The 23558-nt window shown below is 62.5% G+C and carries 19 protein-coding genes; 12 read left to right on the top strand and 7 right to left on the bottom strand.

Annotation, left to right across the window (positions count from 1 at the left end):
* Positions 1–32 precede the first annotated feature (32 nt).
* Both ACMAUO_RS19785 and ACMAUO_RS19780 read right to left on the bottom strand, forming a co-directional pair.
* Positions 33–1613 (bottom strand): 2-isopropylmalate synthase, encoded by a 1581-nt coding sequence (locus ACMAUO_RS19785; protein ID WP_420358612.1) that lies wholly within the window; start codon positions 1611–1613, stop codon positions 33–35.
* A 398-nt stretch (positions 1614–2011) separates the two neighbouring features.
* Positions 2012–2905 (bottom strand): N-acetylmuramoyl-L-alanine amidase family protein, encoded by an 894-nt coding sequence (locus tag ACMAUO_RS19780; RefSeq protein ID WP_420358611.1) that lies wholly within the window; start codon positions 2903–2905, stop codon positions 2012–2014.
* A 582-nt stretch (positions 2906–3487) separates the two neighbouring features.
* Between ACMAUO_RS19780 and ACMAUO_RS19775 the strand changes: the two genes are divergently transcribed.
* On the top strand, positions 3488–6484 hold the full coding sequence (locus ACMAUO_RS19775) for an Rne/Rng family ribonuclease (RefSeq protein WP_420358610.1): 2997 nt from the start codon (positions 3488–3490) through the stop codon (positions 6482–6484).
* A 199-nt stretch (positions 6485–6683) separates the two neighbouring features.
* On the opposite strand, the gene ACMAUO_RS19770 is transcribed toward ACMAUO_RS19775, so the two are convergent.
* Positions 6684–7556, bottom strand: a complete 873-nt coding sequence (locus tag ACMAUO_RS19770; protein ID WP_420358609.1) for a dimethylarginine dimethylaminohydrolase family protein — start codon at positions 7554–7556, stop codon at positions 6684–6686.
* 369 nt (positions 7557–7925) lie between these two features.
* Here ACMAUO_RS19770 and ACMAUO_RS19765 point away from each other — a divergent pair, with 369 nt between their 5' ends.
* The 9 genes from ACMAUO_RS19765 to ACMAUO_RS19725 all read left to right on the top strand — a co-directional run bounded on the left by ACMAUO_RS19765 (position 7926) and on the right by ACMAUO_RS19725 (position 17620).
* On the top strand, positions 7926–9416 hold the full coding sequence (locus ACMAUO_RS19765; RefSeq protein ID WP_420358669.1) for an ABC transporter substrate-binding protein/permease: 1491 nt from the start codon (positions 7926–7928) through the stop codon (positions 9414–9416).
* The gene (locus tag ACMAUO_RS19760) at positions 9406–10164 is read left to right on the top strand and encodes an amino acid ABC transporter ATP-binding protein (protein ID WP_420358608.1); all 759 of its coding nucleotides are present in this window, start codon (positions 9406–9408) and stop codon (positions 10162–10164) included. Before ACMAUO_RS19765 ends, ACMAUO_RS19760 begins: the two co-directional genes overlap by 11 nt.
* Before the next feature lie 147 nt (positions 10165–10311).
* The gene (locus ACMAUO_RS19755; protein ID WP_420358607.1) at positions 10312–10518 is read left to right on the top strand and encodes a hypothetical protein; all 207 of its coding nucleotides are present in this window, start codon (positions 10312–10314) and stop codon (positions 10516–10518) included.
* Positions 10519–10529: 11 nt separating this feature from the next.
* Positions 10530–11393, top strand: coding sequence for a sugar phosphate isomerase/epimerase family protein (locus tag ACMAUO_RS19750; protein WP_420358606.1), 864 nt, complete (start codon positions 10530–10532; stop codon positions 11391–11393).
* Position 11394: 1 nt separating this feature from the next.
* On the top strand, positions 11395–12477 hold the full coding sequence (locus ACMAUO_RS19745) for an isopenicillin N synthase family dioxygenase (RefSeq protein ID WP_420358605.1): 1083 nt from the start codon (positions 11395–11397) through the stop codon (positions 12475–12477).
* Positions 12443–13204, top strand: a complete 762-nt coding sequence (locus tag ACMAUO_RS19740) for a class II aldolase/adducin family protein (RefSeq protein ID WP_420358604.1) — start codon at positions 12443–12445, stop codon at positions 13202–13204. The genes ACMAUO_RS19745 and ACMAUO_RS19740 overlap by 35 nt, the downstream gene beginning before the upstream one ends.
* 208 nt (positions 13205–13412) lie before the next feature.
* Positions 13413–15413: an FUSC family protein gene (locus ACMAUO_RS19735; protein ID WP_420358603.1), complete on the top strand. Its 2001-nt coding sequence runs from the start codon at positions 13413–13415 to the stop codon at positions 15411–15413.
* A gap of 194 nt (positions 15414–15607) precedes the next feature.
* Positions 15608–17200: a flavin monoamine oxidase family protein gene (locus tag ACMAUO_RS19730; RefSeq protein ID WP_420358602.1), complete on the top strand. Its 1593-nt coding sequence runs from the start codon at positions 15608–15610 to the stop codon at positions 17198–17200.
* Positions 17201–17203: 3 nt separating this feature from the next.
* Entirely contained in the window at positions 17204–17620 is a 417-nt protein-coding gene (locus ACMAUO_RS19725) for a c-type cytochrome (RefSeq protein WP_420358601.1), read from the top strand.
* A gap of 44 nt (positions 17621–17664) precedes the next feature.
* On the opposite strand, the gene ACMAUO_RS19720 is transcribed toward ACMAUO_RS19725, so the two are convergent.
* From ACMAUO_RS19720 to ACMAUO_RS19705, 4 genes are all read right to left on the bottom strand, one after another.
* Complete coding sequence (locus ACMAUO_RS19720) at positions 17665–18087, bottom strand: hypothetical protein (RefSeq protein WP_420358600.1); 423 nt, start codon at positions 18085–18087, stop codon at positions 17665–17667.
* A gap of 270 nt (positions 18088–18357) precedes the next feature.
* Positions 18358–19062, bottom strand: a complete 705-nt coding sequence (locus tag ACMAUO_RS19715; protein ID WP_420358599.1) for a tetratricopeptide repeat protein — start codon at positions 19060–19062, stop codon at positions 18358–18360.
* A gap of 11 nt (positions 19063–19073) precedes the next feature.
* Entirely contained in the window at positions 19074–21362 is a 2289-nt protein-coding gene (locus ACMAUO_RS19710; RefSeq protein ID WP_420358668.1) for a TonB-dependent receptor, read from the bottom strand.
* 158 nt (positions 21363–21520) lie between these two features.
* On the bottom strand, positions 21521–22204 hold the full coding sequence (locus ACMAUO_RS19705; protein ID WP_420358598.1) for a Fe2+-dependent dioxygenase: 684 nt from the start codon (positions 22202–22204) through the stop codon (positions 21521–21523).
* Positions 22205–22376: 172 nt separating this feature from the next.
* Here ACMAUO_RS19705 and exbB point away from each other — a divergent pair, with 172 nt between their 5' ends.
* Both exbB and exbD read left to right on the top strand, forming a co-directional pair.
* On the top strand, positions 22377–23117 hold the full coding sequence (gene exbB / locus ACMAUO_RS19700; protein ID WP_420358597.1) for a tonB-system energizer ExbB: 741 nt from the start codon (positions 22377–22379) through the stop codon (positions 23115–23117).
* A 6-nt stretch (positions 23118–23123) separates the two neighbouring features.
* A complete protein-coding gene (gene exbD / locus ACMAUO_RS19695) occupies positions 23124–23555 on the top strand; it encodes a TonB system transport protein ExbD (RefSeq protein WP_420358596.1) in 432 nt (143 codons plus the stop codon).
* The last annotated feature ends 3 nt before the right edge of the window (positions 23556–23558 follow it).

Raw genomic sequence — 23558 nt, 5'->3', positions numbered from 1 at the left:
CCGCCTGTCCGCTCAATCCGCGATACCAGCCATCAGGCGGTCACGCTCAGGGCCTCGGGCTCGGTCCGGGCGCGCTTGACCAGCAACTTGTTCAGCGCATGCACATAGGCCCTTACCGCCGAAACCAGCGTATCGCTGTCCGCCCCCTGGCCATCAACCAGTTTGCCGCCCTCTTCCAGCCGAACGGTCGTGCGCGCCTGGGCATCGCTCCCCTCGGTCACCGCCCCGACAGAATAGAGCTGCAAGCTGGCGTCGTGCGGGAAGATCGCCCGCACGGCGTTGAAGGCCGCATCAACCGGCCCCTGCCCGTTCGCCTCGGCACTGCGGGTCTCGCCGTCGATTTCCAGCGTCAGTTCCGCGCGGGCCGGACGGCGGGATCCGGCCTCGATATCCAGCGCAACAAAGCGAATGCGGGCATGATCGCGCGCTTCGTCATCCACCAGAGCCACCAGATCCTCGTCGTAGACGACCTTCTTGCGGTCGGCCAGATCCTTGAAGCGTGCGAAGGCATCGTTCAGATGCGCTTCGTCCATCTCGCCATAACCCATGGCCTTCAGCTTGTCGCGGAAAGCCGCGCGGCCCGAATGCTTGCCCAGCACCAGCGACGACCGGGTCCAGCCCACGCTCTCGGGGGTCATGATCTCGTAGGTGGCGGCGTTCTTCAGCACGCCATCCTGATGGATGCCGCTTTCATGCGCGAAGGCATTGCGTCCGACGATCGCCTTGTTGGGCTGCACGTCGAACCCGGTGATTGTCGCCAGCATCCGCGAGGTCCGCAGCAGGTTCTGCGTCCGGATGCCCGTCTTGTAGGGCAGCACATCCTGGCGCGTCCGCAGCGCCATCACGATTTCTTCCAGCGCGGCATTGCCCGCGCGCTCGCCGATGCCGTTGATCGTGCATTCGATCTGCCGCGCACCGGCCGCCAGCGCGGCGATGGTGTTGGCCACGCCCAGGCCCAGATCATTATGATTATGGGCCGAGAAAATCACCGTGTCCGCACCCGGAACGCGAGCCTTCAGGTCAGCGAAGATCCGAGCCATATCTTCCGGCGTTGCATAACCCACAGTATCGGGGATGTTGATCGTAGTCGCTCCGGCCTTGATCGCGGCCTCGACACAGCGACACAGGAAATCCGGGTCGGTACGCGATCCGTCCTCGGCCGACCATTCGACATCGTCCGTGAACTGACGCGCCGCCTTGTTGCCCGCGACAATCAGTTCCAGCACCGTCTCGGGCTCCATCCGCAGCTTGTACTTCATGTGCAGCGGCGAGGTGGAGATGAAATTATGGATGCGGCCGCGTTCAGCGGGGCGGATGGCCTCGCCCGCGCTGACGATGTCGTTCTTGCCGCCGCTGCGGGCCAGGGCGCAGATCACCGGGCCATGGATGGTGGACGCGATCTGATGCACGCTCTCGAAATCGCCCTTCGACGCCACCGGAAAGCCGGCCTCGATCACATCGACGCCCAGTTCGGCCAAGGCTTCCGCCATCCGGAGCTTTTCGGCCAGATTCATCGAGAAGCCGGGGGATTGTTCGCCGTCGCGCAGGGTCGTGTCGAAGATGATGACCCGGTCGTCGTCAATACGGCCGAAGGACGGATGGTGGATTGTCATGAAATACCTCGGACAGGTCCGGAATGTTCGCCTGCAAACGCCCTCTGGGCGTTGCCTCCTCGCATGCGGGATTGCTCCCGCCGTCTCCCCCTGGGCGCGCCGGCATCATGCCGACCCTGAACGCTCAGGGGCAGATAAGTCGAAGGGTAAGGAGAAGGCCAGCCCGGGCATGGGCGTGCGATACCAACGGCGCATTTGCGCCGGACAGCCGTGCCGTCATGGTGATCGCCGTTTTCATGAGCGGCACCATACAGACTGAGCCATCGATTGCAACCCAAAAGGCTTGCGACCCGCCTGACGTCTCAGCCGGGTCACAATGCCACCACATCATGAATATTTCGCGCGGCCAGTTCCGGCGTCATATCGGCCGCATCCTGGAAGACCTGCGACGCCGAACATCACCCGGTCAGACGGGTCACTCCACCGGCCGAGGCAAAATAGCGATCGACCGCCTGCTTCATCGCGCCCGCGACCATCATCCGATGCCCCGCCTGACGGAGCGCTGCCTCGTCCATCCGGTTGGACATGAATCCCATCTCGACCAGCACCGACGGGATATCGGCTGATTTCAGCACGACGAATGCCGCGTGACGTGCCGGATGGGTCAGCAGGCCGATCCGGGGCCTGAAGGACTCCACCACGCTGCTGGCCATATGGGCAGCCCCACGCCGCGTCTCCTCTGTCACCAGACTGGCCAGGATCGCCGCAACCTCAGGCGAATTGGCATGCACAAGCGGGCCGCCGAACCGATCGGCACTGTTCTCGGTCCGTGCCAGGGCCGCGCTCTGGGCGTCGGAGGCCTGCCCCGACAGCGTATACACGCTGGCCCCACGTACCGAACGATCGGTCAGCGCATCGGCATGCATCGAAATGAACAGTGACGCACTATGCGCATGCGCGATCTCCACCCGCCCTTCCAGCGGGATGAAGCGGTCGTCAGCCCTGGTCATCGCGACGCGATAGGCGCCACTGGCCAGCAACTGCCGTTGCAGTTCGGCGGCGGCGGCCTCGGCGATATGCTTTTCGTAGGTGCCGGACACCCCGATCGCGCCAGGATCCTTCCCGCCATGGCCGGGATCGAGCATGATCAACGGCAGGGGCGCCGCCGCCCGCCCCACGATCGCCGGAGCATGCAGGGGGTGCTTTCGGGCGGACGTTCCACGCGCAGCCGTCCGATGCGCCACGGCCCCCGCACCGCCTGCCCGCGCAACCAGTCCCGCACCCAGTGTGGCCAACAGGATCGCGCGCCGAACCTGCCGGGCCACCGTCCCTTCGGAATGATCAGCATCCATGAAACCGCCCCTTATGGCCATTCCTGCGCGTGACCATAGCAGCCTCTCCTCCCTTTGTCTGCATTTCAACGGCTTGCGAGGAATCTTTGACGCTGATCGTCAGGCTGATATAGCGGATTGTGACAGTGCTTGCAGCGCGGCCTCAGTTAGGTCATGCTTGCACCGTGATGGGTCCGCGCTGGTTGGCGCCGGGGAAACGGCCAGGCCGGCAGGATCGGGCCCATCCGGCAGGCCGCACCGTGACCCACGGACCACGGATGCCGCTCCGCCCCGACCGCAAGGCCGGCGCAGGATGACGATGCCCTTTATTCCGACGCCGCACCGCGCATGCGCAGGTGCGCGTCACCGCCTGATGAGGATGGATGAACGCCACGCGATCCGCGTTCGCAGACAGCCCGGTACAGCGCACGTCACATGGGACGCGCGCGGGCATGATCTGCGCGGATTTCGCCGCAACGGCTTCCGGATCCGTCGAATTGTCTCCAATTTCTATCTTTGCCCCTCCCCCCCGTCGCAATGGCGCGTCCCCCATGAGGACGCCGGACAGACGGCAGGAGCGGGCATACCGGAGTTCCGTTTTTAATGACCAAGCGCATGCTGATCGACACGACACACGCGGAAGAAACCCGCGTGGTCGTGATGGATGGTAACAGGCTCGAGGATTACGACGTCGAGGCTTCGGCCAAGAAGCAGCTCAAAGGCAATATCTATCTGGCCAAGGTGATCCGGGTAGAACCCAGCCTGCAGGCCGCCTTCGTCGAATATGGCGGCAACCGCCACGGCTTCCTGGCCTTCAGCGAGATCCATCCCGACTATTATCAGATTCCGGTCGCGGATCGTGAGAAGCTGCTGGCTCTTCAGGAAGAGGAAGCCCGCGCTGAAGAAACGCAGGCTGAAGATGACACCGATGCCACGCCGACCAGGGCGGACGCTCCGGCCGAGGACGCCCCTGAAGGCGAGGCGGAACCCCTGCCCGAAACCGTCGGCGGCGAGACCGATACCGGCGACGAGAGCATGGTGCAGCGCCGCATCGCCCGTTTCCTGCGCAACTACAAGATCCAGGAAGTGATCCGGCGCCGTCAGGTCCTGCTGGTCCAGGTCGTCAAGGAGGAACGCGGCAACAAGGGTGCGGCACTCACGACCTACATTTCGCTGGCCGGCCGCTACTGCGTGCTGATGCCCAATTCGCTGCGTGGCGGCGGCGTCTCGCGCAAGATCACTTCGGTCGCCGACCGGCGGCGCCTGAAGGACGTGATCGCGGAACTGCAGATCCCGCGCGGCATGGCCATGATCGTGCGCACGGCGGGCGCCCAGCGTCCCCGGCCCGAGATCATGCGCGACTGCGAATATCTGCTGCGGCTGTGGGACGACATCCGCGACCTGACGATGAATTCGGTGGCTCCCGCGCTGATCTATGAGGAAGCCAGCCTGATCAAGCGCGCGATCCGCGACATCTATACCCGCGACGTGACCGAGATCCTGGTGGATGGCGAGCCCGGCTGGAAATCGGCACGCGACTTCATGCGCATGCTGATGCCGCAGAGCGCACCGAAGGTGAAATGCTGGCGCGACGGCGCCCAGCCGCTGTTCTCCCATTTCAATGTCGAGGGCCTGCTGGATTCGATGCTGTCGCCGACGGTGCAGTTGCGCTCGGGCGGCTATCTGGTCATCAACCAGGCCGAGGCCCTGGTGGCGATCGACGTCAATTCGGGCCGGTCGACGCGCGAGCGCAATATCGAGGAAACCGCGCTGCGCACCAATCTGGAAGCCGCCGAGGAAGTGGCCCGCCAGTTGCGCCTGCGCGATCTCGCCGGCCTGATTGTCATCGATTTCATCGACATGGAAAGCCGCAAGCACAATGCGATGGTCGAGCGGCGGCTGAAGGACGCGCTACGGACCGATCGCGCGCGAATCCAGGTCGGCTCGATTTCGCATTTCGGGCTGCTGGAGATGTCACGGCAGCGTCTGCGGCCGTCGATCGCGGAATCGAGCTTCACCCCCTGCCCGCACTGCCAGGGCACGGGCATTATCCGCGGCACCGAAAGCGCGGCCTTGCACGTGCTGCGCGCGATCGAGGAAGAAGGCGCCCGCCGCCGCGCGGCCGAGATCACGGTCCATGTGGCCGCCGAGATCGCGCTGTATATCCTCAACAACAAACGCGCCTGGCTCGACGAGATCGAGAAGCGGCACAAGATGCACGTGGTGTTCTCGCCCGATGCCTCTCTGCTGCCGCCTCAGTTGCGCATCGAGCGCGTGCGGCCGCAGACCGAACGGTTCGAGCCGGTAGCGCAGGCCGCTCTTCCCGAACCGATCGAGGCCGAAGCCGAACTCGAGACCGAAGCGCCCGCCCCCGTGGTGCGCGAGATCCTGATCCAGGCCGAAGCCCCGGCACCCGTCGAGGAAGCCCCCCGTGCTGCCGAAGGCGCCGAGGACGGTACCGACCATCGCCGGCGCCGCCGGCGTCGTCGGCGGCGCCGGAACGGCGAGCGAGCCACCGATGGCGCGCCGCAGTCGGCTCTTCTCGAAGCCGGCGGCGAGGATGATGAGTCGGAAGAAGACACGGCCGAGCCCGTCGTCACGGCGATCGAACCCGCTGCCGAAGCATCTCCCCCCCGGGAGCGCGAGGAGGAGGGCCGTGACCGCCCGCGCCGTCGACGTGACCGGCGCGAACCCAAGGCAGCAGAGGCGCCGTATCGCGGCCCGACACCGGCCAACCCGTTCGGCAACGGCATCATCGACATCTTCGACGTGATCGAACAGTCGACCGAAGCCGGCATGCCAGCGGTGTTCCCTGCCCGGCGCCCGACCCCCGAACCCGAACCGGCGGAGATTGTCGATATCGCCGAGACACTGGCGGTATCGGAGCCCGAAGCCGTGCCGGTGGCCGTGGTGGTGGAAACAGAGGTGGAAGCAGCGCCCGAGAACGTGCCTGCAACCGAACCTGCCGAGGAAGCCCCCAAGGCGCGCCGCCGTCGGAGCCCACGCACCCGCAAGAGCGTAGACGCCGAACCGTCGGCAACTGAACCCGCTACGGTCGAGGCGACGGCAGAGCCTGTTCCGGTCGCAATCCATGAGGAACCGGCCGAAAACGCCGAGCCTGCGGCGGAGGCAGCCGCCACGCCGACCCGGACCCGCCGTCGACGCACGGTCAAGGCCGCGGCGCCGGTAGCGGAGGTGGCCGAAGAGGCCCCGGCCGAGACACCGGAAGCGGTTGCCGAAGTCGTGAAGGAAGCGCCTGAAAAGAAGAAGCCCGGCCGCAAGCCGGCAACGCGCGCGACGACAGCGACCAAGGCCCGCAAGACCACGAAGACCGCCAAGGTCGAGGCGGTCGAAGCGGCCCCCGTGGAAGCAGCCGACACGGGCGACACGCCGGCTTCCGCCAAACCCAAGCGCGCTCGCAAGGCCCCGGCACGGACAAAGGCCACGAAAACGGCCGCTGCCGATGCCGAAGCGGCCCCCAAGGCCGAGACGGCGGACAGCACTCCCGCCGCCACGGCTGACGGACCGGTGGTGCAGCCAATCGTCATCGACGATGCCACCCCCGCCCCGGCACGCCGAACCGGCTGGTGGCGCCGCTAAGTCGCCACCGCAACCAGGGCCCCGCGTCCAAATCGGACGCCGGGGCCCTGATGATTTGCACCATGGATGACTGCGCATAATAGACGGGTAAGCCGCTACACAAACAGCACAGGCCCGCCCCCACATGGGGGCGGGCCTGTCTGCATTATAAGATGCTGTTTCACACATTCCGGCGGCACATGGGCTGCCGGCCCGATTCTCAGCCGGTGGCCAGCGAAGCGCGCCGCAGCGGCATTGTCATGCAATGGATGCTGCCGCCGCCCTGCGAGAACTGGTTCAACTCGGGGTCGATCACGGTCAACCCCTCGGCCCGCAGCATCTCGTTGATCCGCGTCGAGTGGCGCGGGCTCACCACCCGCTCGCGACCGAGTGCCAGCACGTTGCAGCCCATGTCCCGCATCGCTTCTTTGTAGCTGACCGACAGCAGCCGGATGCCCTGCGCGCGGAACCAGTCAAGATCCTCGTCATCCAGCACGTCAGTCGCCGCGATGGCCAGATTTTCCGTCACCATTGTGAAAATGACGTCCAGGTGCAGGAAATGTTCCGGAAAGCGGATCATCCGCGTCGTCCAGCCGGCGTCCTCGAACCATCCCAGGAACTCACGCGCTCCAGCCTCGTCCGTGCGGCCACCCGTCACGCCCACGACTACCAGACCCGGACGGATGATATGGATATCCCCCCCCTCGATATGCCCCTGGGTCGCACTCTTCCAGATATCGTCCGGCTGATAGAACGTACGGATCTCCCCCTCTTCCGCCTTGCGCTCCGGGCGCATCATGCGGGTGACGACCGTGCCCCAGGGCGTAGTCTGCGAACTGTCGCGCGTATAGACCTGATAGGGCATGCCCGCGCGCGGCTTCAGGAAATGGCAGGCCGCCCCCGCCCCTTCGAGCGCCGAGACCAGTTCACCGAACTGCGCAGCCAAGGCGGCCCGATCGATCTGCACACCCTTCGCCATGGTCTGGATCGCAATATCGTTGCTCGGTATCCAGATGTAATTGTCGGGTGGGCACAAGAGCACATCCGACAGTTCGCCGGTTTCGCTGTCGATAAACCACCGATTCGACGTCATGTCCCATACTCCTTCCGCTCGAGTGTAAGGCGAGGCCAATCCTATTCTCCATCCTCTCTAAGCCGCGCATACAAGATGCTCGATTTAAATCTCGTGGAGTTCTCTTTTGGTTTTGGCAAATCAAAAACCAACCGAAATGGTGTATAGGAGGTCCCGATCCGGCTGGCGCCAGCCGAAACATTCCGCCTATGATTCCGGTGGCCGTTCCGCCTCATGCCACCATACGAAGGATGGACCCGCTTGCCGAGCACCTGCCTGTCTGCCCTCGCTCTATCCGGATCCCGGTGTGCACCGGTTCCCGACCGCCCCATACGGCGCGCCGCTTCATGGCACCGCATACTCCCGGCGGCCCTGTTCGCCCTGACCTTCATGCTGGCGGCCGCGCGGGCGCAGGCCGACGATCTCCCCGGCTTTGTGCATAACGGGCAACTGACGCTCTGCACCAACCCCACCCTGCCACCGATGACGTTCGTCAACGGGTCCGACACCAATGCCCTGGCCGGGATGGATATCGACCTCGCCAGACGCCTCGCGGCCTACTGGCATGTCACGCTCGTTCCCCAGACGATGGATTTCGAAGGGCTGTTCCCCAGCCTCTCCGCCCAGCGCTGCGGCATGGTCATCAGCGGCGTCCTGCGACAGGCGGGCCGGCTGCGGAATTATGACGCGGTGGCCTATCTGGATTCCAGCGTGGTAGCTGTCGCCCGCGTCGGCACCCCGAAAATCCGCGACATGGCCGATCTGTCCGGCCAGACCGTCGCCGTGCAGTCCGGCACCAGTTACGCCGCCCAGATCGAACGGGAGAATGATCGCCTGCGCGCCGCCGGACGGCCGCCGATCATCGTGCAACAATACCCGACGGAAGATCAGGTGGTGCAGCAGGTCCTGATCGGGCGTGTCCATGCCTTCATCAGTCAGGATGTCGAACTCTACTACCGGCAGAAGCAACTGGGCGGAAAGGTCACGATCATCCTGACGCCGGACTATCCGGATTTTCACCAGTTCGCCGTCTATATCCGCAAGAATGCGCACGACACCGAACTTTTGCAGAAAGCGATCGACGACCTGACCCAACAGGGCGAAATCACCGCCATGGCAAAGAAATGGGGAGTCTCGGGCGACCATCAGAGCATCTTCATCAACCAGAAAGCGCCATCGCGCTTCGATTTCGCCACCTTCTTCAGCGCCCTGTTCTCGACCGCATTCCTCAAGGGTGCCGCACTGACGCTGCTGATTGCTATTCTGTCGCATCTGACGGCCATCATCATCTCGATTCCCATGGCCATGAAGCTGAACGGCCGGGATTCGATCATCAGGAGGCTGCTCGGTCTCTATGTCGCCGTATTCCGCGGGGCTCCGACGCTTCTGCAACTGCTGTTCATCTGGAACGCCCTGCCGCAATTTTTCCCCATCTTCCGCGAACACTGGTTCACCCCGTTCCTGGCAACGTGGCTCTCCCTGTCAATCAATGAATCCGCCTACCAGGTGGAAATCAACCGTGCCGCGCTGCGCGCCGTCGATCCGGGCCAGGTCCTGGCCGCCGACGCGCTGGGGATGACGACGGCGCAGACATACCGCCACGTCATCTTTCCGCAGGCGCTACGCATCGCCCTGCCGCCCACCATCAACGAATTCATCAGCCTGCTGAAGACGACCTCACTCGCCTCGGTCATCTCGCTGCAGGAACTACTGGCCGTAACCCAGATCCAGGTAGCCCGCACGTTCCAGTTCACCGAATATTATGCCGCCGCCCTGGTCTATTACCTGGCGATGGTCTTCTTCTTCCTGTTCCTGCAGAAGCGGATCGAACGCCGTTTCGTCTGGGCCGACCGCAACAAGGCATCCGCCGATGCAGCTTAGCACCTCCCCCGACCCGACCGCGCGGATCTCGATCCGTGGATTGAGCAAGTTCTACAAGGATTACCTCGCCCTCGACCGGGTCGATCTTGATGTCCGCAAGGGCGAGAAGATCGTCGTGCTCGGCCCGTCAGGATCGGGCAAATCCACCTTCATCCGCTGCCTCAACCGTATCGAACCGCATGACAGCGGCATCCTGATGATCGATGGCCGCATCATTGACGACCGCACGAACCTCACGGCGCTGCGTGGCTCGGTCGGCATGGTGTTCCAGAACTATAATCTGTTTCCCCATCTCAGCGTCCTCGACAATTGCACGCTGGCGCCTCGCCTGGTGCGGGGTATCACGAAATCCGATGCCGAGGCCACGGCCCGCCGCTATCTCTCGCAGGTCAATATCGCCGAGCAAGCGGAAAAATTCCCGATCCAGCTTTCGGGTGGCCAACAGCAGCGTGTCGCGATCGCCCGCGCCCTGTGCATGAACCCCGAGATCATCCTGTTCGACGAACCCACCGCCGCCCTCGACCCGGAATCCATTTCCGGAATCGTCGGCATCATGCGCGATCTGGCCGAGCAGGGAATCACCACAGTCTGCGTAACCCATGAAATGGGCTTCGCCCGCCATATCGCCGACCGCATCGTTTTCATGGACCGGGGCGCGGTGCTGGAAATCGCGCCCCCCGAAGAATTCTTCGCCGCGCCGCGCACCGAAAGGGCGCAAACTTTCCTCGCACAGATGATCCGCCACTGACCTGCCCGCACCGCGAAGCAGACCAGGCCGCCTCCCGAATGGCAAGACAGGAAAGACTGCAAAGTAAACTTTGAAACCTCCTCAACGACCCCCGTCTGCTTTTCGTTCTTGAATGGGAACAAGATCCTCCCCGACGGGAAAGCCCTCATGACCGCACAACCCGGTTCCCTGTGCCTCACCACGATCGCACAGAGAACCCGACATCTGCGCGAGGCCCAGCAAGCCAGATCCATCGGGGGCAACACCATGCCATGCCCGCACGGCAACATCCGCTCATTCGCCGGCAGCGACGACAACAAGGCACCGTCTTTCCAGACGCCACGCCGGGTCGGCCGTGACCCGGCTCAGGGGTAAAAGCGGCCGCGATGCACCTCGCAGTGTTCAAGACCCTCTGGGGCGACGCCCGCCCCTGGCCGCAGGTCATCGCGGAAATGCGCGCCGCAGCCTTCGACGGAATCGAGGCACGCATCCCTGACAGCGCGCAGGATGCGGCCGAAAAGGGCCGCCAGCTGCGGCAGGACGGCGTGCCCTATATCGCCATAGCCCTGACCGGCGGCAGCGTCATTCCCCGCCAGAGCGCCAGCATGACCGACCATCTGGCCGACCTCCGCCACGCACTGGAGCGTGCGTCCGTCATGGAGCCCCGCTTCGTCAACGTGCTGGGCGGCAACGACCGCTGGAACCCGGCCCAGCAGGCCGATTTCATCAATCAGGCACACGAGATCGGGCACCGGGCCGGATTGTGCTGCGTGTTCGAAACGCACCGCTCGCGCATTCTCTCCTCACCGTGGATCGCACTGGAGGTGTTGAAACAGTGTCCGGATGCGCAGTTCACGCTGGATATCAGCCACTGGGTCGTCACATGCGAACGGCTGCTGGACGATCCGCTGGATGATTTCAGCGCCTTCATCGCTCGCGTCCATCATGTCCAGGCCCGGATCGGCTACGATCAGGGCCCGCAGGTGCCTCATCCCGGCGCGCCGGAATATGCGGCAGCCCTCGCTTTCCACCAACATGTCTGGGCGCAGGTGTGGGCCGCACAAGCCCGGCGCGGCTACGCTGTCACGACGCTGACGCCGGAATGTGGCCCGGACGGCTACCTGCATACCCTGCCTTTCACCAACGCCCCGGTGGCCGATCTGTGGGACCTGAACCGATGGATCGCGGAGACCGAACGCCGGCATTTCGACGCATTCCAGCAGAACAACCCGGCCCCAGGAGGTATCTGAGATGACGACGGACACAACCACCCGGCGAGAAACCTTCACCACCATTCCGGTCATCGATATTGCCGGCCTGTATTCCGCCGATCCGGCCGACAGGCAGAGCGTGGCGGACAGGCTGGGCAATGCCGCCCGCAACGTGGGTTTCCTCTACATCTCCGGCCATCGTGTGCCACAGGACCTGATCGACGGCGTACGCGCGGCCGCGAAAGATTTCTTCGCCCTGCCGCTGGACCGCAAGATGACGTATTATATCGGCACGTCCGCGACCCATAAGGGTTTCGTGCCGGAAGGCGAGGAAGTCTACAACAAGGATCGCCCGGACCATAAGGAAGCCTTCGATATCGGGTACGAGGTTCCGGCCGACAACCCGCTGGTGTTGTCCGGCACGCCGCTGCTGGGCCCCAACAACTGGCCGACCCTGCCATTGTTTCGCGAACGGGCCGAGGGCTATTACCGCGCGGTGTTCGCCCTCGGGCGCCTGCTGTTCCAGGGTTTCGCGCTCGCGCTGGGCCTGCCGGAGAGTGCATTCGACGACATGGCGCGATTCCCACCCTCCAAACTGCGGATGATTCATTACCCCCATGACGGCGCGGCGCATGACGCGCCAGGTATCGGCGCCCATACCGACTATGAATGTTTTACCATCCTGCTGGCCGACCAACCCGGACTGGAAGTCATGAACGGCAACGGGGAGTGGATCGACGCACCCCCCATCCCCGGCGCGTTCGTGGTCAATATCGGCGACATGCTGGAAGTCATGACGGCCGGCATATTCGTCGCCACCGCGCACCGCGTACGCAGCGTGAAGGACGAACGCTATTCCTTTCCATTGTTCTATGCCTGCGACTACCATACCCAGATCCGCCCCCTGCCGGCGTTCGACAAGGGCGGCGAGGCATATGAAGCCATCAGGATCGGCGATCACGTGTGGTCTCAAGCCATGCAGACCTATCAGTATCTGGTCCGCAAGGTGGAACGGGGTGAACTGGCACTACCGGCCGGCGCGCGCGGCACCGCCACCTTCGGGCCTTTCAAACGGAAGACTAGCACGCATGACCACACAGATATTCACCCCCCAGCAGGCTGAACAGGACGAACAGTCCCTGCGCGAGGATCTGGCAGCCGCCTACCGGCTACTGGCGCTGTTCGATATGACGGACCTTGTCTACACCCACCTCTCGGTGCGCCTGCCCGGGCCTGGCCATACATTCCTGGTCAATCCGTACGGCCTGCTGTTCGAGGAGATCACGGCCAGTTCTCTGGTCGTGGTCGATGCCGAGGGTCTGCCGAAACAGCCGACGAGCTGGCCGGTGAACCCCGCCGGCTTCGTCATCCATTCCGCTGTCCATCGCAGCCGCCCCGACGCCGCCTGCGTCATGCACACCCACACGCTGGCCGGCATGACCGTGGCCGCGCAGCAGCATGGAATCCTGCCGTTCAACCAGATCAATGTCGAATTCCACGGCCGCGTCGGCTTCCATCCCTACGAGGGCATCGCGGCGGACGACAATCTGAGCGAACGCGAGCGTCTGGTCCGCGACCTCGGCGACAATATCGGCCTGATCCTCCAGAATCACGGCCTGCTGACAGTCGGTGTCTCGGTCGCCCAGGCGTTCTATCGCACCTATTATCTGGAACAGGCGTGCCGCATCCAGATCTCCGCGCAATCAACCGGTGCGCCGCTGCACCTGCCCTCCGAAGATAAATTGCTGCGCACCCGCGCACAATTCGAGAGCGACCCGGATCAGGGTCAACTGGTCTGGCGCGCCCTGCGCCGCAAGCTGGATCGGGAACAGCCGGATTACGTCCGCTAGAGCAGATCCTGTTTGAACGTGTGCGTTCGAACAGGTGAAGATGCTCGTAAAAACAATAAACTAGAGATTTTCTACCGAACCTGTGTTCGGTGGAAATGCTCTAGCCTGACGAGGCCCTATCTTTCGGCATGGAAGGGCTCGAAACGAGCCCTCCTCTTTTCCTGAATTCTTGTTATATCATCCGTGGTCTACTCCCTGCGCCGGCCCGATGAAAAACAGCCTCTTCCCCCCGCTACCCCGCAAGCCACGCTTTCTGAAGGCGCTGGCCCACAGCGTGATGCCCTCGCTCATCACGCACTGGCTGGGCGCGCGTGCCATCGCCATCGCGCCGGAACAGATCGCCATCCGCGAGGGATTGCGGGCGGGCGTCGCGGTAAGCACCGTCATGCTCGTCGCGTGGCATATCAACATGCCCCTCATGGCATGGTCCGCCTTCGCCGCTTTCTGGACCAGCCTAGCAGACCCTGGAGGCCTTCTCCGCCCCAGAATCAAAGCCCTGACATCCTTCGGCCTGGCGGGCGCCGTCATCACCGGCATCATCTCCGCCCTGGCGGGATACAACACCGCCGCTGCCTGCGTCGGACTCGGCCTCTGCGCGTTGCTATGCGGGCTCGCCCGGGCCTGGGGGGCTGCGGCAACCCAGGTCAGCGTGCTTGCCGCCATCGTCGCCGTCGTCGCCGTCTGTTATCCCCAGACTCCGATTGGCGCCCTTACCCTCGCCGGCCTGTTTTCCCTGGGCGTGGTGTGGGCCATGCTGATCTGCCTGCTGGCCTGGCCCGTCGATCCCAGCACCCCGCAGAAGCAGGCCTGCGCCGCCCTGTTTCGCGAACAGGCCAGCATGGCCTTCCGCCTGCTCAGCCTGCCGCATCTTCAAACGGCCAGCCTCCCCACCCAGCAGAAGGAACTCAGCACCTGGCGCCGCGATATCCGGCGGCGGATAGAACAGGTCCGCTCCTCCGTCGAAAAACTCTCCGGTGACGCGCAGATCAGCCCGACCCGCGCCACCCTTCTTCCCGCTGTCGAGGCCGCCGACCGCATCTTCGTCACCCTGATCGCGTTCGAACACGCCGCGTTCTCCGCCCCATTGCCACCCGAGACCGCCCGCGTCATCCGCGTCACCGCCGCCGCCCTTCGCCGCATCGCACGAGACATCCCGCAAGGCAGCCCTGTTCCGGACAGTCTCAGCCTCTATATCCGCGCCTGCACGCGCCTCGGGACTCACCCCAATGCCTTGTCGGCCCGTGCCGCCGCCTGGAACGCCGCCGCCCTGACCGATCTACAAACGGCGTGGCTGGCCAAAGACCAGCCCCGGCGCGGCACCACGCCATCCGCCCCGGCGACGCCATCGCAGCCTCTCAGCCCGATCTTCGTGCGCCATGCCGCCCGCCTGTCCGTCGCGGTGCTGGCCGCCTTCGGCATTACGCTCGCCTTTCACCTGCCCTATGCCTACTGGGCAATGATGGCCGTCGTCGTCGTCACCCAACCGGGCAGAAGTACCACCCTTTCCCGCACCATCGAGCGCGTGGCTGGCAGCGTCGCAGGCGGCATCCTCGCCGCCATCGCGGGCACGCTGTGCCCGAAATGGATGGTCCTGCTCCTGATCTTCCCGCTGTCGGCCACCACCATCGCGCTACGCAGCGTCAACTACACGTTGTGCGTCACCTTCATGACGCAGCTTTTCGTGCTGGTCACCGACCTCCTTGGGTCCGACACCGGCTGGCTGCTTGGCTTTGCCCGCGCCGAAAACAACATCATCGGCAGCCTTGTCGGCATGGCCGCCTGCCTCCTGCTCTGGCCGGAAAAATCCACCGCCTCGCTTCCCAACCTGGTCAGCCGCGCTTTCCTGGCCAATCTGCGCTATGCCGCGCTCGTTACGAGCGGCGCCGGCAACCGCGAGGAAACCGAACGGGCACGCCGCGAGGCCGGTACCACATCGAACAAGGCCGAGATCCTCTGCCAGCAGACCAGCCTCGAAGGGCTCCGCCGGTCGGAAGACCTGAAGATCTGCACGGAAATTCTCTTTCATCTGCGCCAGCAGGCCGGCGTCGCCAGCACAAGCTGGCTCGAACGCAACACGGACCACGCATCGGCCCCAACGGCACAAACCTATCAGACGGCCCTGCAGCAGTTCTCGGACCAGTTGTCCGCCCCCTCCTCCACCGGCGACCATCTGCGCAACATGCTGCTGTTCCTCAGACGAGCGCACTGAACCAACGGCACCAGGTGGTCCAGCACCTGTAGATAAGGTGCTGTCGACAATCCGACGCAAGGCCTGCCATGCCGCTCTGAAAGCCTGTTTGGCGCCGGGTCCCATATTGTAAAATATTTCAATTCAGGAATGATAGGCACCAATCCGTTCGTCCGTTTTCTCCACTCTGTGAATCCGACAGGACATTGGACGCCATGCACGACCCTTCGTCGAAACCGACACGCCGGCAATTACTGACCGCCATCGGCGTGATGGGCGGCAGCAGCATTCTCTATCAGGCCATGACATCCCTGGGCCATGCCGCGGAAACCCAGTTTACCGGCCCCCCCAAACTTTCCGGCGCCCGGCCGGGAACCTCGGTCGTCGTTCTGGGCGGCGGTCTGGCCGGCATGCTGGCGGCCCATGAACTCGACAAGGCCGGCTACAAGGTCCGGATCCTGGAATATCAGAACCGTGCCGGCGGGCGGAACTGGTCCCTCTATGGAGGCGACACCTATACCGAACTGGGCGGCGCCACCCAGCATGTCGCTTTCCAGCCTGGCAACTACCTCAATCCCGGGCCGTGGCGCATTCCCTTCCATCACAGGACATTGCTGCATTACTGCCGGGCCTTCGGGGTCGCGCTGGAGCCGTTCATCCAGTACAATCACAACACGTTCATCCACAATACGAACGCCTTCGGCGGCAAGCCGCAGCGCTTCAACGCCCTGGCCGCCGATTATGAAGGCCATGTCGCCGAACTGCTCGGCAAGGCAATCGACAAGAAGGCGCTGGATGACGAGATCAAGGCCGAGGATCTGGACCGGTTGAAGGAAGCCCTCCGCGAATGGGGGACGCTGGACCGGAGCATGCGCTATGCCAAGGGCCTCTCCTCCTCCGAACATCGCGGTTTCGTCCGCCCGCCGGGCGGCGGCGTGAACGGCGCGCCCGAAGCATCAGACCCGTTCGCACTCGACGACATCCTGGACAGCCAGGTCTGGAAACAGATGGCGTTCTTCATGAACCAGGAATTCCAGACAACGATGTTTCAGCCCGTCGGCGGCATGGGCATGATCGGCAAGGCCTTTGCCCGACAGGTCGCCCCGATGCTGACCTACGGCGCCAAGGTCACCCGGCTGATGCAGGACAGAACCGGTGTAACCGTCACCTATACCGACACCGGAACAGGAACCACGCAGGAGGTGAAGGCGGATTATTGCGTCTGCACAATCCCGCTCGGCATCCTGAATCAGGTCAGCAACAATCTCAGCCCGCCGTTACGCGAAGCGATCAGTGCCGTGCCCTATACCAGCGCGGTCAAGGTCGGCCTGGAAATGCGACGCCGCTTCTGGGAGGAAGATGACTATATCTATGGCGGGCACAGCTTCACCAACCAGGAGATTTCGCTGATTTCCTATCCCAACTACGATTATTTCAGCAACCGCCCCGGCGTTTTGCTCGGCGCATTCGCCTACGCCAACAGCGCGCTCCGCCTGACCGGTCTGTCCCCCACCGAACGTGTGGAGGTCGCGATGAAGCAGGGGAGCATCTTCCACCCCGAAGCCTATCGCAAGAACTTCATGAACGGCGCCTCCGTCGCATGGAGCCGCGTGCCATGGACCCTGGGCTGCTGCGCCAAATGGACGGACGAAACCCGGAAGAAACATTACCAGACACTCGTCGCGGTCGATGATCGTGTGGTGCTGGCAGGCGAGCATGCATCCTATGTCGGCTGCTGGATGGAGGGAGCCCTTCTGTCCTCGATCGACGCGATCACCCGGCTGCACAAACGCGCACAGGAGGCCTGAGACATGAGAAAACAGATCGTCGCTTCCGCCCTGGCCATGCTGTCCGGCATGGCGCTGGCGACGCAATGCCGGGCCGACGCGCCCGGTCCGGGCGGCGGCGGCATCAATGTCGTCGCCGGGGCGAAAACCGGCGCCCAGGTCTATGCAACCGTATGCCAGGGATGCCACATGGCCGATGCAAAAGGGGCGGTCGGCGCCGGCCGTATCCCGGCTTTGGCCGGCAATCCCGCAATCGGCAGCACCGACTATATCCTGACGATGGTCATCAATGGCCGAGGCGCCATGCCCCCTTTCCGCACCATTCTGAGTGACCAGCAGATGGTGCTGGTCACCTCTTATATTCGCACGCATTTCGGCAATCACTATCCGGAAACCGTGACGACGGATCAGGTCAAGACGGCCCGACAGTCCAACGACTGACGGCAGGAGAACGCCACGAGGGCGCCTTTCCAGTATCCCCAGCGTTAATTCCCCGAACCGGCCTCGCCGCCCCGATGACCACGCGCATGCTCTCCTCCCGGCTCCCGCATCAGGGCCGCGAGCACCTCATTGGTCGTCCGGTTATTCGCCCTGGCAATATCGTCAATCGGTAGCGTCTCTGAATCCACCATAAAATTCTGCGCATGCAGGCGACGCAGCGCTTCCGGCGCATCCGCACCGAACAGAGGTGCCACTTGGCCGATCGGCGCCCTGGTCACCAGATTCACCACACGGAAGGCAACCTGTCTGTTGCCCCCCTTGTTCCCCGATGACGGCGCGAGGAAGAAATACGCACTCGCCAGCAGTGCGATCAGAAACGGAATATACAGCCACCCGCGACGGGCGTAATTCAAAAGAGAATTCCAGTTCTTCACAAGATGAAGAACAAAAGGCAGCAGCAATACCATGCTGAGCCATTCATGCATGGGGTGAAACGCCCCCGGTCCCCAATGGAAAAAGAGGGCAACACCCGTCACCGTGGAGACGAGAAAGAACCCCGTGGTCAGTGGTGTTCCGTACCGGTTCATGCAAACCGTGAATGGCCGCCGCGGCCGGCCAGACGAAGTGGCACCGGATACCGGTGAAGAATAATCGGAAGACATAAGCAACTATCTTTCATAAAAAACGTGTGTTGTTCTCCATAACAGAAGTAAAAATACAAATCATGATACAAAATGTTAGCAATTTCGCTCACGCCTACGTGATGTATCGAAGGTAGTCATATGGGCGCTCAGGCGCTGGCGCGCGTCGATGAGGATATGCTGAAAGCACGTTCCTCCCACGCCCGCCAGAACCGTCTCCAATGCCCGCCAATATTGCGGAAACCCAAGCGGCAACGAACGCTCGAACCACCGGACAGCCTCATCAGGATCGTTCCCATCCAGGCAGAGACGCCCCATGTTGAGGCATGCCCAGCAATCCCCCCCCTCTGCCGCCGCCTCGTAGAAAAGACGTGCGCCGCCGGGGTCCGGTCCATGCGGGCGGCCCTCCTCATGCATCAGGCCAAGCATGTTCAGGGCTTTGGCGATACCCCGACGGGCCGCACGAAGGTAATGTTCATAAGCGCGACCGATATCGCACGGCACGCCGTCACCGGCCAGATGCAAATCACCCAGATTGAATTCCGCCCAACCATCCCCTCCCCGTGCCGCCGCTTCGAAATATTCAAGCGCACGCGGTATATTTCGCTCCACACCCCAACCGCGTTCATAGGCGCGGCCGAGCATGTTCAGGGCGCGTGGCTGCCCGCTCCGGGCAGCCGCTACGAACATCTCGAACGCACGCGAGACGTCCCCCTTGTCCAGATGAATCTGCCCCAGCAGAAGCTGGACATCCACCATATCTGGCGGATTGCCGGAGAGGGCATCCACCCTCCCCAACATATCGGATGTCATCAGAAGGTCAGGCCAATATTTCCAATGAAGGAACGACCCGGCCCAGGAACCACACGGCTCGTGCTGAACGAGGATGCATAATTCAGATGGTCGGTAATGTTGTTGGCGTTGAACGAAACCCGATAGTGCTTCATTTCCCACGACAACATGCCATTCAGCGAGAACTGATAGGGAATACGTGCCGTATTGGCGAAGTCGCCATTCGCCCAGTAGCCCGACGCATATTGTGCGCCCCCGGCTACTTTGATGCGCCCCCATCCCGAATTAAGCAGATGATCCGAAACATCGTAAGATGTCCAGAGCGAGAAGTTGTTGTGTGAAACGCCGGGAGCCTGATTCCCGTCATATGTTGCGCTATGATTGATCCGACCGTCCATATAGGAATAGGAACCGTAAATATCCCAGTTCTTGGTGATTTTTCCGGTCAGGCTCAGCTCGACGCCTCGCGTCCGAAGACCAACCCCCGAGTCACTGAAACCAGTAACGACATCGCCGTTCTGATCATAATAGTAAGAATTGTTCTGGTTGATCTGGAAGAATGCGATGGTCATGCCCAGGCGCTTGTTGAAGAAATCGGTCTTGTTCCCGAACTCGAACAGATCGCTGCGCTGTGGCTTGAAATCGGCGCCATTCTGCGGCGTGTCGCTGGCAAGAATGGTCACCTGAGACGATACGTCGGTCCCGATCGGCTTGTAGGAGCGCGAGAAAGTGAAATAGAAGGACGAATCCTTGAGTGGAGAATAAACGATACTTCCCGACGGGCTCCACCGGTCGGCGTCCTGCTTCTGGCGTGACAGGGGCGTAGCCGACAACTGATAACCGGCGAAAGTGGACTGGAACGCATCCCAGCGCACCGAACCGAACAGGGCCAGTTGCTTCGTCAGTTGGATATGATCCGACAGGAACAGCCCGACATCCCGCTCATCGGAATTCGCCATCTGGGAATTCGGGAAGCGAATATATGCGCCACCCGACGAATGGGATGTGTTGCGGATCGTCTGGGTGTTGGTGCGTCCATACCAGGTCCCGACATAGCGGTTCTCGTCCTGGTAATTCACGTCCACACCAAATTTGAGATCGTGTTTCACAAACCCCGTATTGAAGCGGGCATTCCCCATCAGGACGTTTTCTGCGCCCCAGCCCTTCGACAGATAGGCCGCGCCACCACCCGCGCCATAGGTCAGGGCCGGATTGCCGCCGGCGAGGAACTGGCTTACGCAGTCCGCGCTGCTGCACGCTCCCGGAGTCGTCGAAGCGTAATTACGTTCGTATTTCGTCAGACGCGTATTGTTCGTCAATGTAAACCACGACGAAATTTCCGATTTCACCGAAGACGTGATGCTGTGGATGTCGGAATTGTCGCGGTCGGCGCTACGTGCATAGGTCGTATCGCGGTTCAGACCCTCGCTGGTAATCGGCCGATAGACGCCGCTCGCCGTCAAGAGCATCGGAACGCCATAATCGGGAATACTATCCGTATGCAGCCAGCGCCAGTTCAGGTGCCAGGATGTCTTGCTATGCAGTCCGACACCGAGATCGACCGCCGCGCCGTAGCGGTTGGAAAAGACGTAATCCCGATCCTGCACACCACTCTGGTTGTACATCCCATTGATGCGCAGGGCGACATTATCACTGATCTGGTAGTTGACGTCAGCCTGCCCACGATAGAGGTCGGCGCTCCCGAAGGCCTGATCGTAATTATACGATGTGCCCGCATGGGCTTTTTTCAGAGACTCGTTGATCAACCCGCCAAGATTGGCGGCGCCGAAATATTCACCAGCCGGCCCCTTGATAACCTCGACATTCTCGATATCAAAGATATCCCGCGTATATGTACCGAAATCCTTCAAACCGTCGGTATAGATATCGCCACGCGCCTGCTGGCCGCGAATACGGAACTGATCGCCATTCAGGCCGCCGCGCCCTTCACCGGTCGAAAGCGTAATTCCCGGAACATTCGCCAGCGCCTGGTCCAACGTATAAAGACGCTGTTCCTTGATGATTTCCTGCGGCACGACGCTGAGGGTCTGCGGCGTCTCACGCACCGAGGTCGGCATCCGACTGATGTCGAGCGTCATCTCATTCGTATTAGGGATATCGTGCGTGGTGTCCTCACCACGCACACGAACAGCCGGCAGCTTGATGGCAGAATCCGTCGCCTCAGGCTCAGTCTTCAGTTCCTGGGCATCGGCCTCTCCTTCACTTAACCCGACCCCGGCTGTTACACCCAACATAATCGCCATCCCGAAGCGCTTCATCGGGAAACTGGCACGAGCAGACCGATCCATTGTCACCTCACTCGGCGGGCTGGAAGCACCCGCATTCATTTACGAGACTCTGTTTTTCATGACAGGGCGCCTTATATGCGAATAATATACATTCGCAACAAGAAAGCCTATCCGAACGCGCATCAGCGCGATTCACCAGCGTGGATGTTGCAGATTCATCACAACTCCGACCATCTGCGAACCAGATTGTGATAGGTGGATGTCAGGCCGAGAACTGCCGGATTGCTATCCGGCAGCGACTGCCTGGCCGCCATGATCGATCGGTCGAACTCGTAGAGAATCGTGCGACATCCATCATCTTTTACCATCGATTGCGTCCAGAAGAACGACGCCCACCGGCTGCCCCGCGTAATGAGGCGAACGCTATGCAGGCTTGTCGAAGGATACAGAACCAGATCGCCCGCCGGCAGCTTGACGCTATGGGTCCCGTATGTGTCCTGGATCACCAGTTCCCCGCCGTCATATTCTTCCGGCCCGGTCAGGAAGAGCGTGGACGATACATCCGTGCGTACGCGAAAGCCCGTTTCAGGATCTGGACGAATCGCATTATCGACATGCGCGTCAAAATACATGCCCGTGTCGTACCGATTGAACAGCGGCGGAAAGACACGCAGGGGCAGCGCCGCGCTGGTAAAGGCATCGCTCCGTGCCAGTGCCCGCAATACGAGCGTTCCCAACTCCCGGCTGGCGTCGGAGGATTGTGGGACCTGCAGATTGACCTTTGCCTTGGCCGACTGGTCCCCGGCTGTCACCTTGCCATCGATCCATGCGGTCGAATCCAGCACCCGACGGCAATACGCCAGTTCATCCGGCGTTAGCACTTGGGGAATATGTAACAGCATTGATCTTTCCAGTAACAATTGACACGGAATGACATTCCGCCGATGCGTTTATGCAATCGACTCTTAGTTGCATATTCTCTCCATGTAAGCCATATATCCGACGAAATTTCATCGAGTCGCGTGGTTCTCCATCACCGCGCACCGGTCCGCCCTGTCGAAGGTATTCGTCACCATGTCCCCACTGCCGTCCGCTGCGATGTCTTTTTCTCCTTGGGAGATGTTTCTCAATGCCGGCCCGGTTGTCCGTATGGTCATGTCACTGCTGGCTTTTGCATCAGTGGTGAGTTGGACGGTCCTTCTCGCGAAATCCGTCGAGTTCTTCCGCCTCAAACGGCGCCTCGATCAGGACGAACGAAGCCTTGCCGAAGCCGGCTCCCTCCAGATCGCGGAAGAGCGGAGCCAGGCCACACGCAGCGTCGGGCACATGTTCGTTGCAGCCGCCGAGGAAGAACGCGCCCGCTCGCACGACATCCCCGACGACCATGACGGCCTGAAGGAGCGGATCGTCCTGCATCTGGAGCGCCTGGAAGCCGCCGAGGGGCGCAGGCTCATGCGCGGCACCGGCCTGCTGGCCACCATCGGCGCCACCTCGCCCTTCATCGGCCTGTTCGGCACCGTGTGGGGCATCATGACCTCCTTTACCGGCATCGCGGCGAGCAAGGCGACCAGCCTCGCGGTCGTCGCCCCCGGCATCGCCGAGGCCCTGCTGGCCACCGCGCTGGGTCTGGTGGCGGCGATTCCGGCGGTGGTGATCTACAACCATCTCGCCCGCCAGTCCGCCGCCTGCCGCGCGCAGGTGGCCGACCTGACGGCGCTGGTCATGCGCTTGGTCTCGCGCGACCTGGGCCGCATGCAGATGCTCACCGCCAGCGGGCAGGTCGTGCATTTCGGCTCCCGCATCGCCGGGGAGTGAGGCTCGATGATCCATATCCGCCATGCCGATGAAAGCCCGCACGAGGCGAGCGAAATCAACGTCACGCCGTTCATCGACGTGATGCTGGTGCTGCTGGTGATCTTCATGGTCACCGCCCCGCTGACCACGGTGAATGTCCCGGTGGACCTTCCGTCCTCGACCGAAAAGCCGGTCCCGCGTCCGGATAATCCGGTGTTCCTGACCGTCAAGGCCGATCACGGCCTGGCACTGGGCGAAGACGACATCGCGGCCGACGCCATGCCGGCGGCGCTGGCAACGGCAACCAGGGGCAACAAGGACGAACGGATCTTCCTGCGCGCCGACAAGACCGTCGATTACGGCACCCTGATGGGCGTGATGGATAAGCTGCGGGCCGCCGGATACCTCAAGGTCGCGCTGGTCAATCTCCAGGGCCAGGAAGAAGGTAACGCACCGTGAGCA

Origin of the sequence: Gluconacetobacter brunescens (assembly GCF_048695475.1) — a bacterium.
Taxonomy (GTDB): Bacteria; Pseudomonadota; Alphaproteobacteria; order Acetobacterales; family Acetobacteraceae; genus Gluconacetobacter.
Note: the sequence above shows the minus strand (reverse complement) of the source record. Positions and strands in the feature narration are given on the sequence as shown.

What these genes read in the sequence shown, in the direction of transcription:
- ACMAUO_RS19770 (WP_420358609.1), bottom strand. Translation starts at nt 7,556, where the DNA reads ATGACGTCGAATCGGTGGTTTATCGACAGCGAAACCGGCGAACTGTCG.
- ACMAUO_RS19725 (WP_420358601.1), top strand. Translation starts at nt 17,204, where the DNA reads ATGAGAAAACAGATCGTCGCTTCCGCCCTGGCCATGCTGTCCGGCATG.
- ACMAUO_RS19750 (WP_420358606.1), top strand. Translation starts at nt 10,530, where the DNA reads ATGCACCTCGCAGTGTTCAAGACCCTCTGGGGCGACGCCCGCCCCTGG.
- ACMAUO_RS19765 (WP_420358669.1), top strand. Translation starts at nt 7,926, where the DNA reads ATGCTGGCGGCCGCGCGGGCGCAGGCCGACGATCTCCCCGGCTTTGTG.
- ACMAUO_RS19760 (WP_420358608.1), top strand. Translation starts at nt 9,406, where the DNA reads ATGCAGCTTAGCACCTCCCCCGACCCGACCGCGCGGATCTCGATCCGT.
- ACMAUO_RS19735 (WP_420358603.1), top strand. Translation starts at nt 13,413, where the DNA reads ATGAAAAACAGCCTCTTCCCCCCGCTACCCCGCAAGCCACGCTTTCTG.
- ACMAUO_RS19755 (WP_420358607.1), top strand. Translation starts at nt 10,312, where the DNA reads ATGACCGCACAACCCGGTTCCCTGTGCCTCACCACGATCGCACAGAGA.
- ACMAUO_RS19720 (WP_420358600.1), bottom strand. Translation starts at nt 18,087, where the DNA reads ATGGTATTGCTGCTGCCTTTTGTTCTTCATCTTGTGAAGAACTGGAAT.
- ACMAUO_RS19705 (WP_420358598.1), bottom strand. Translation starts at nt 22,204, where the DNA reads ATGCTGTTACATATTCCCCAAGTGCTAACGCCGGATGAACTGGCGTAT.
- ACMAUO_RS19775 (WP_420358610.1), top strand. Translation starts at nt 3,488, where the DNA reads ATGACCAAGCGCATGCTGATCGACACGACACACGCGGAAGAAACCCGC.
- ACMAUO_RS19730 (WP_420358602.1), top strand. Translation starts at nt 15,608, where the DNA reads ATGCACGACCCTTCGTCGAAACCGACACGCCGGCAATTACTGACCGCC.
- ACMAUO_RS19745 (WP_420358605.1), top strand. Translation starts at nt 11,395, where the DNA reads ATGACGACGGACACAACCACCCGGCGAGAAACCTTCACCACCATTCCG.
- ACMAUO_RS19740 (WP_420358604.1), top strand. Translation starts at nt 12,443, where the DNA reads ATGACCACACAGATATTCACCCCCCAGCAGGCTGAACAGGACGAACAG.
- ACMAUO_RS19785 (WP_420358612.1), bottom strand. Translation starts at nt 1,613, where the DNA reads ATGACAATCCACCATCCGTCCTTCGGCCGTATTGACGACGACCGGGTC.
- exbD (WP_420358596.1), top strand. Translation starts at nt 23,124, where the DNA reads ATGATCCATATCCGCCATGCCGATGAAAGCCCGCACGAGGCGAGCGAA.
- exbB (WP_420358597.1), top strand. Translation starts at nt 22,377, where the DNA reads ATGTCCCCACTGCCGTCCGCTGCGATGTCTTTTTCTCCTTGGGAGATG.
- ACMAUO_RS19715 (WP_420358599.1), bottom strand. Translation starts at nt 19,062, where the DNA reads ATGTTGGGGAGGGTGGATGCCCTCTCCGGCAATCCGCCAGATATGGTG.
- ACMAUO_RS19780 (WP_420358611.1), bottom strand. Translation starts at nt 2,905, where the DNA reads ATGGATGCTGATCATTCCGAAGGGACGGTGGCCCGGCAGGTTCGGCGC.
- ACMAUO_RS19710 (WP_420358668.1), bottom strand. Translation starts at nt 21,362, where the DNA reads ATGGATCGGTCTGCTCGTGCCAGTTTCCCGATGAAGCGCTTCGGGATG.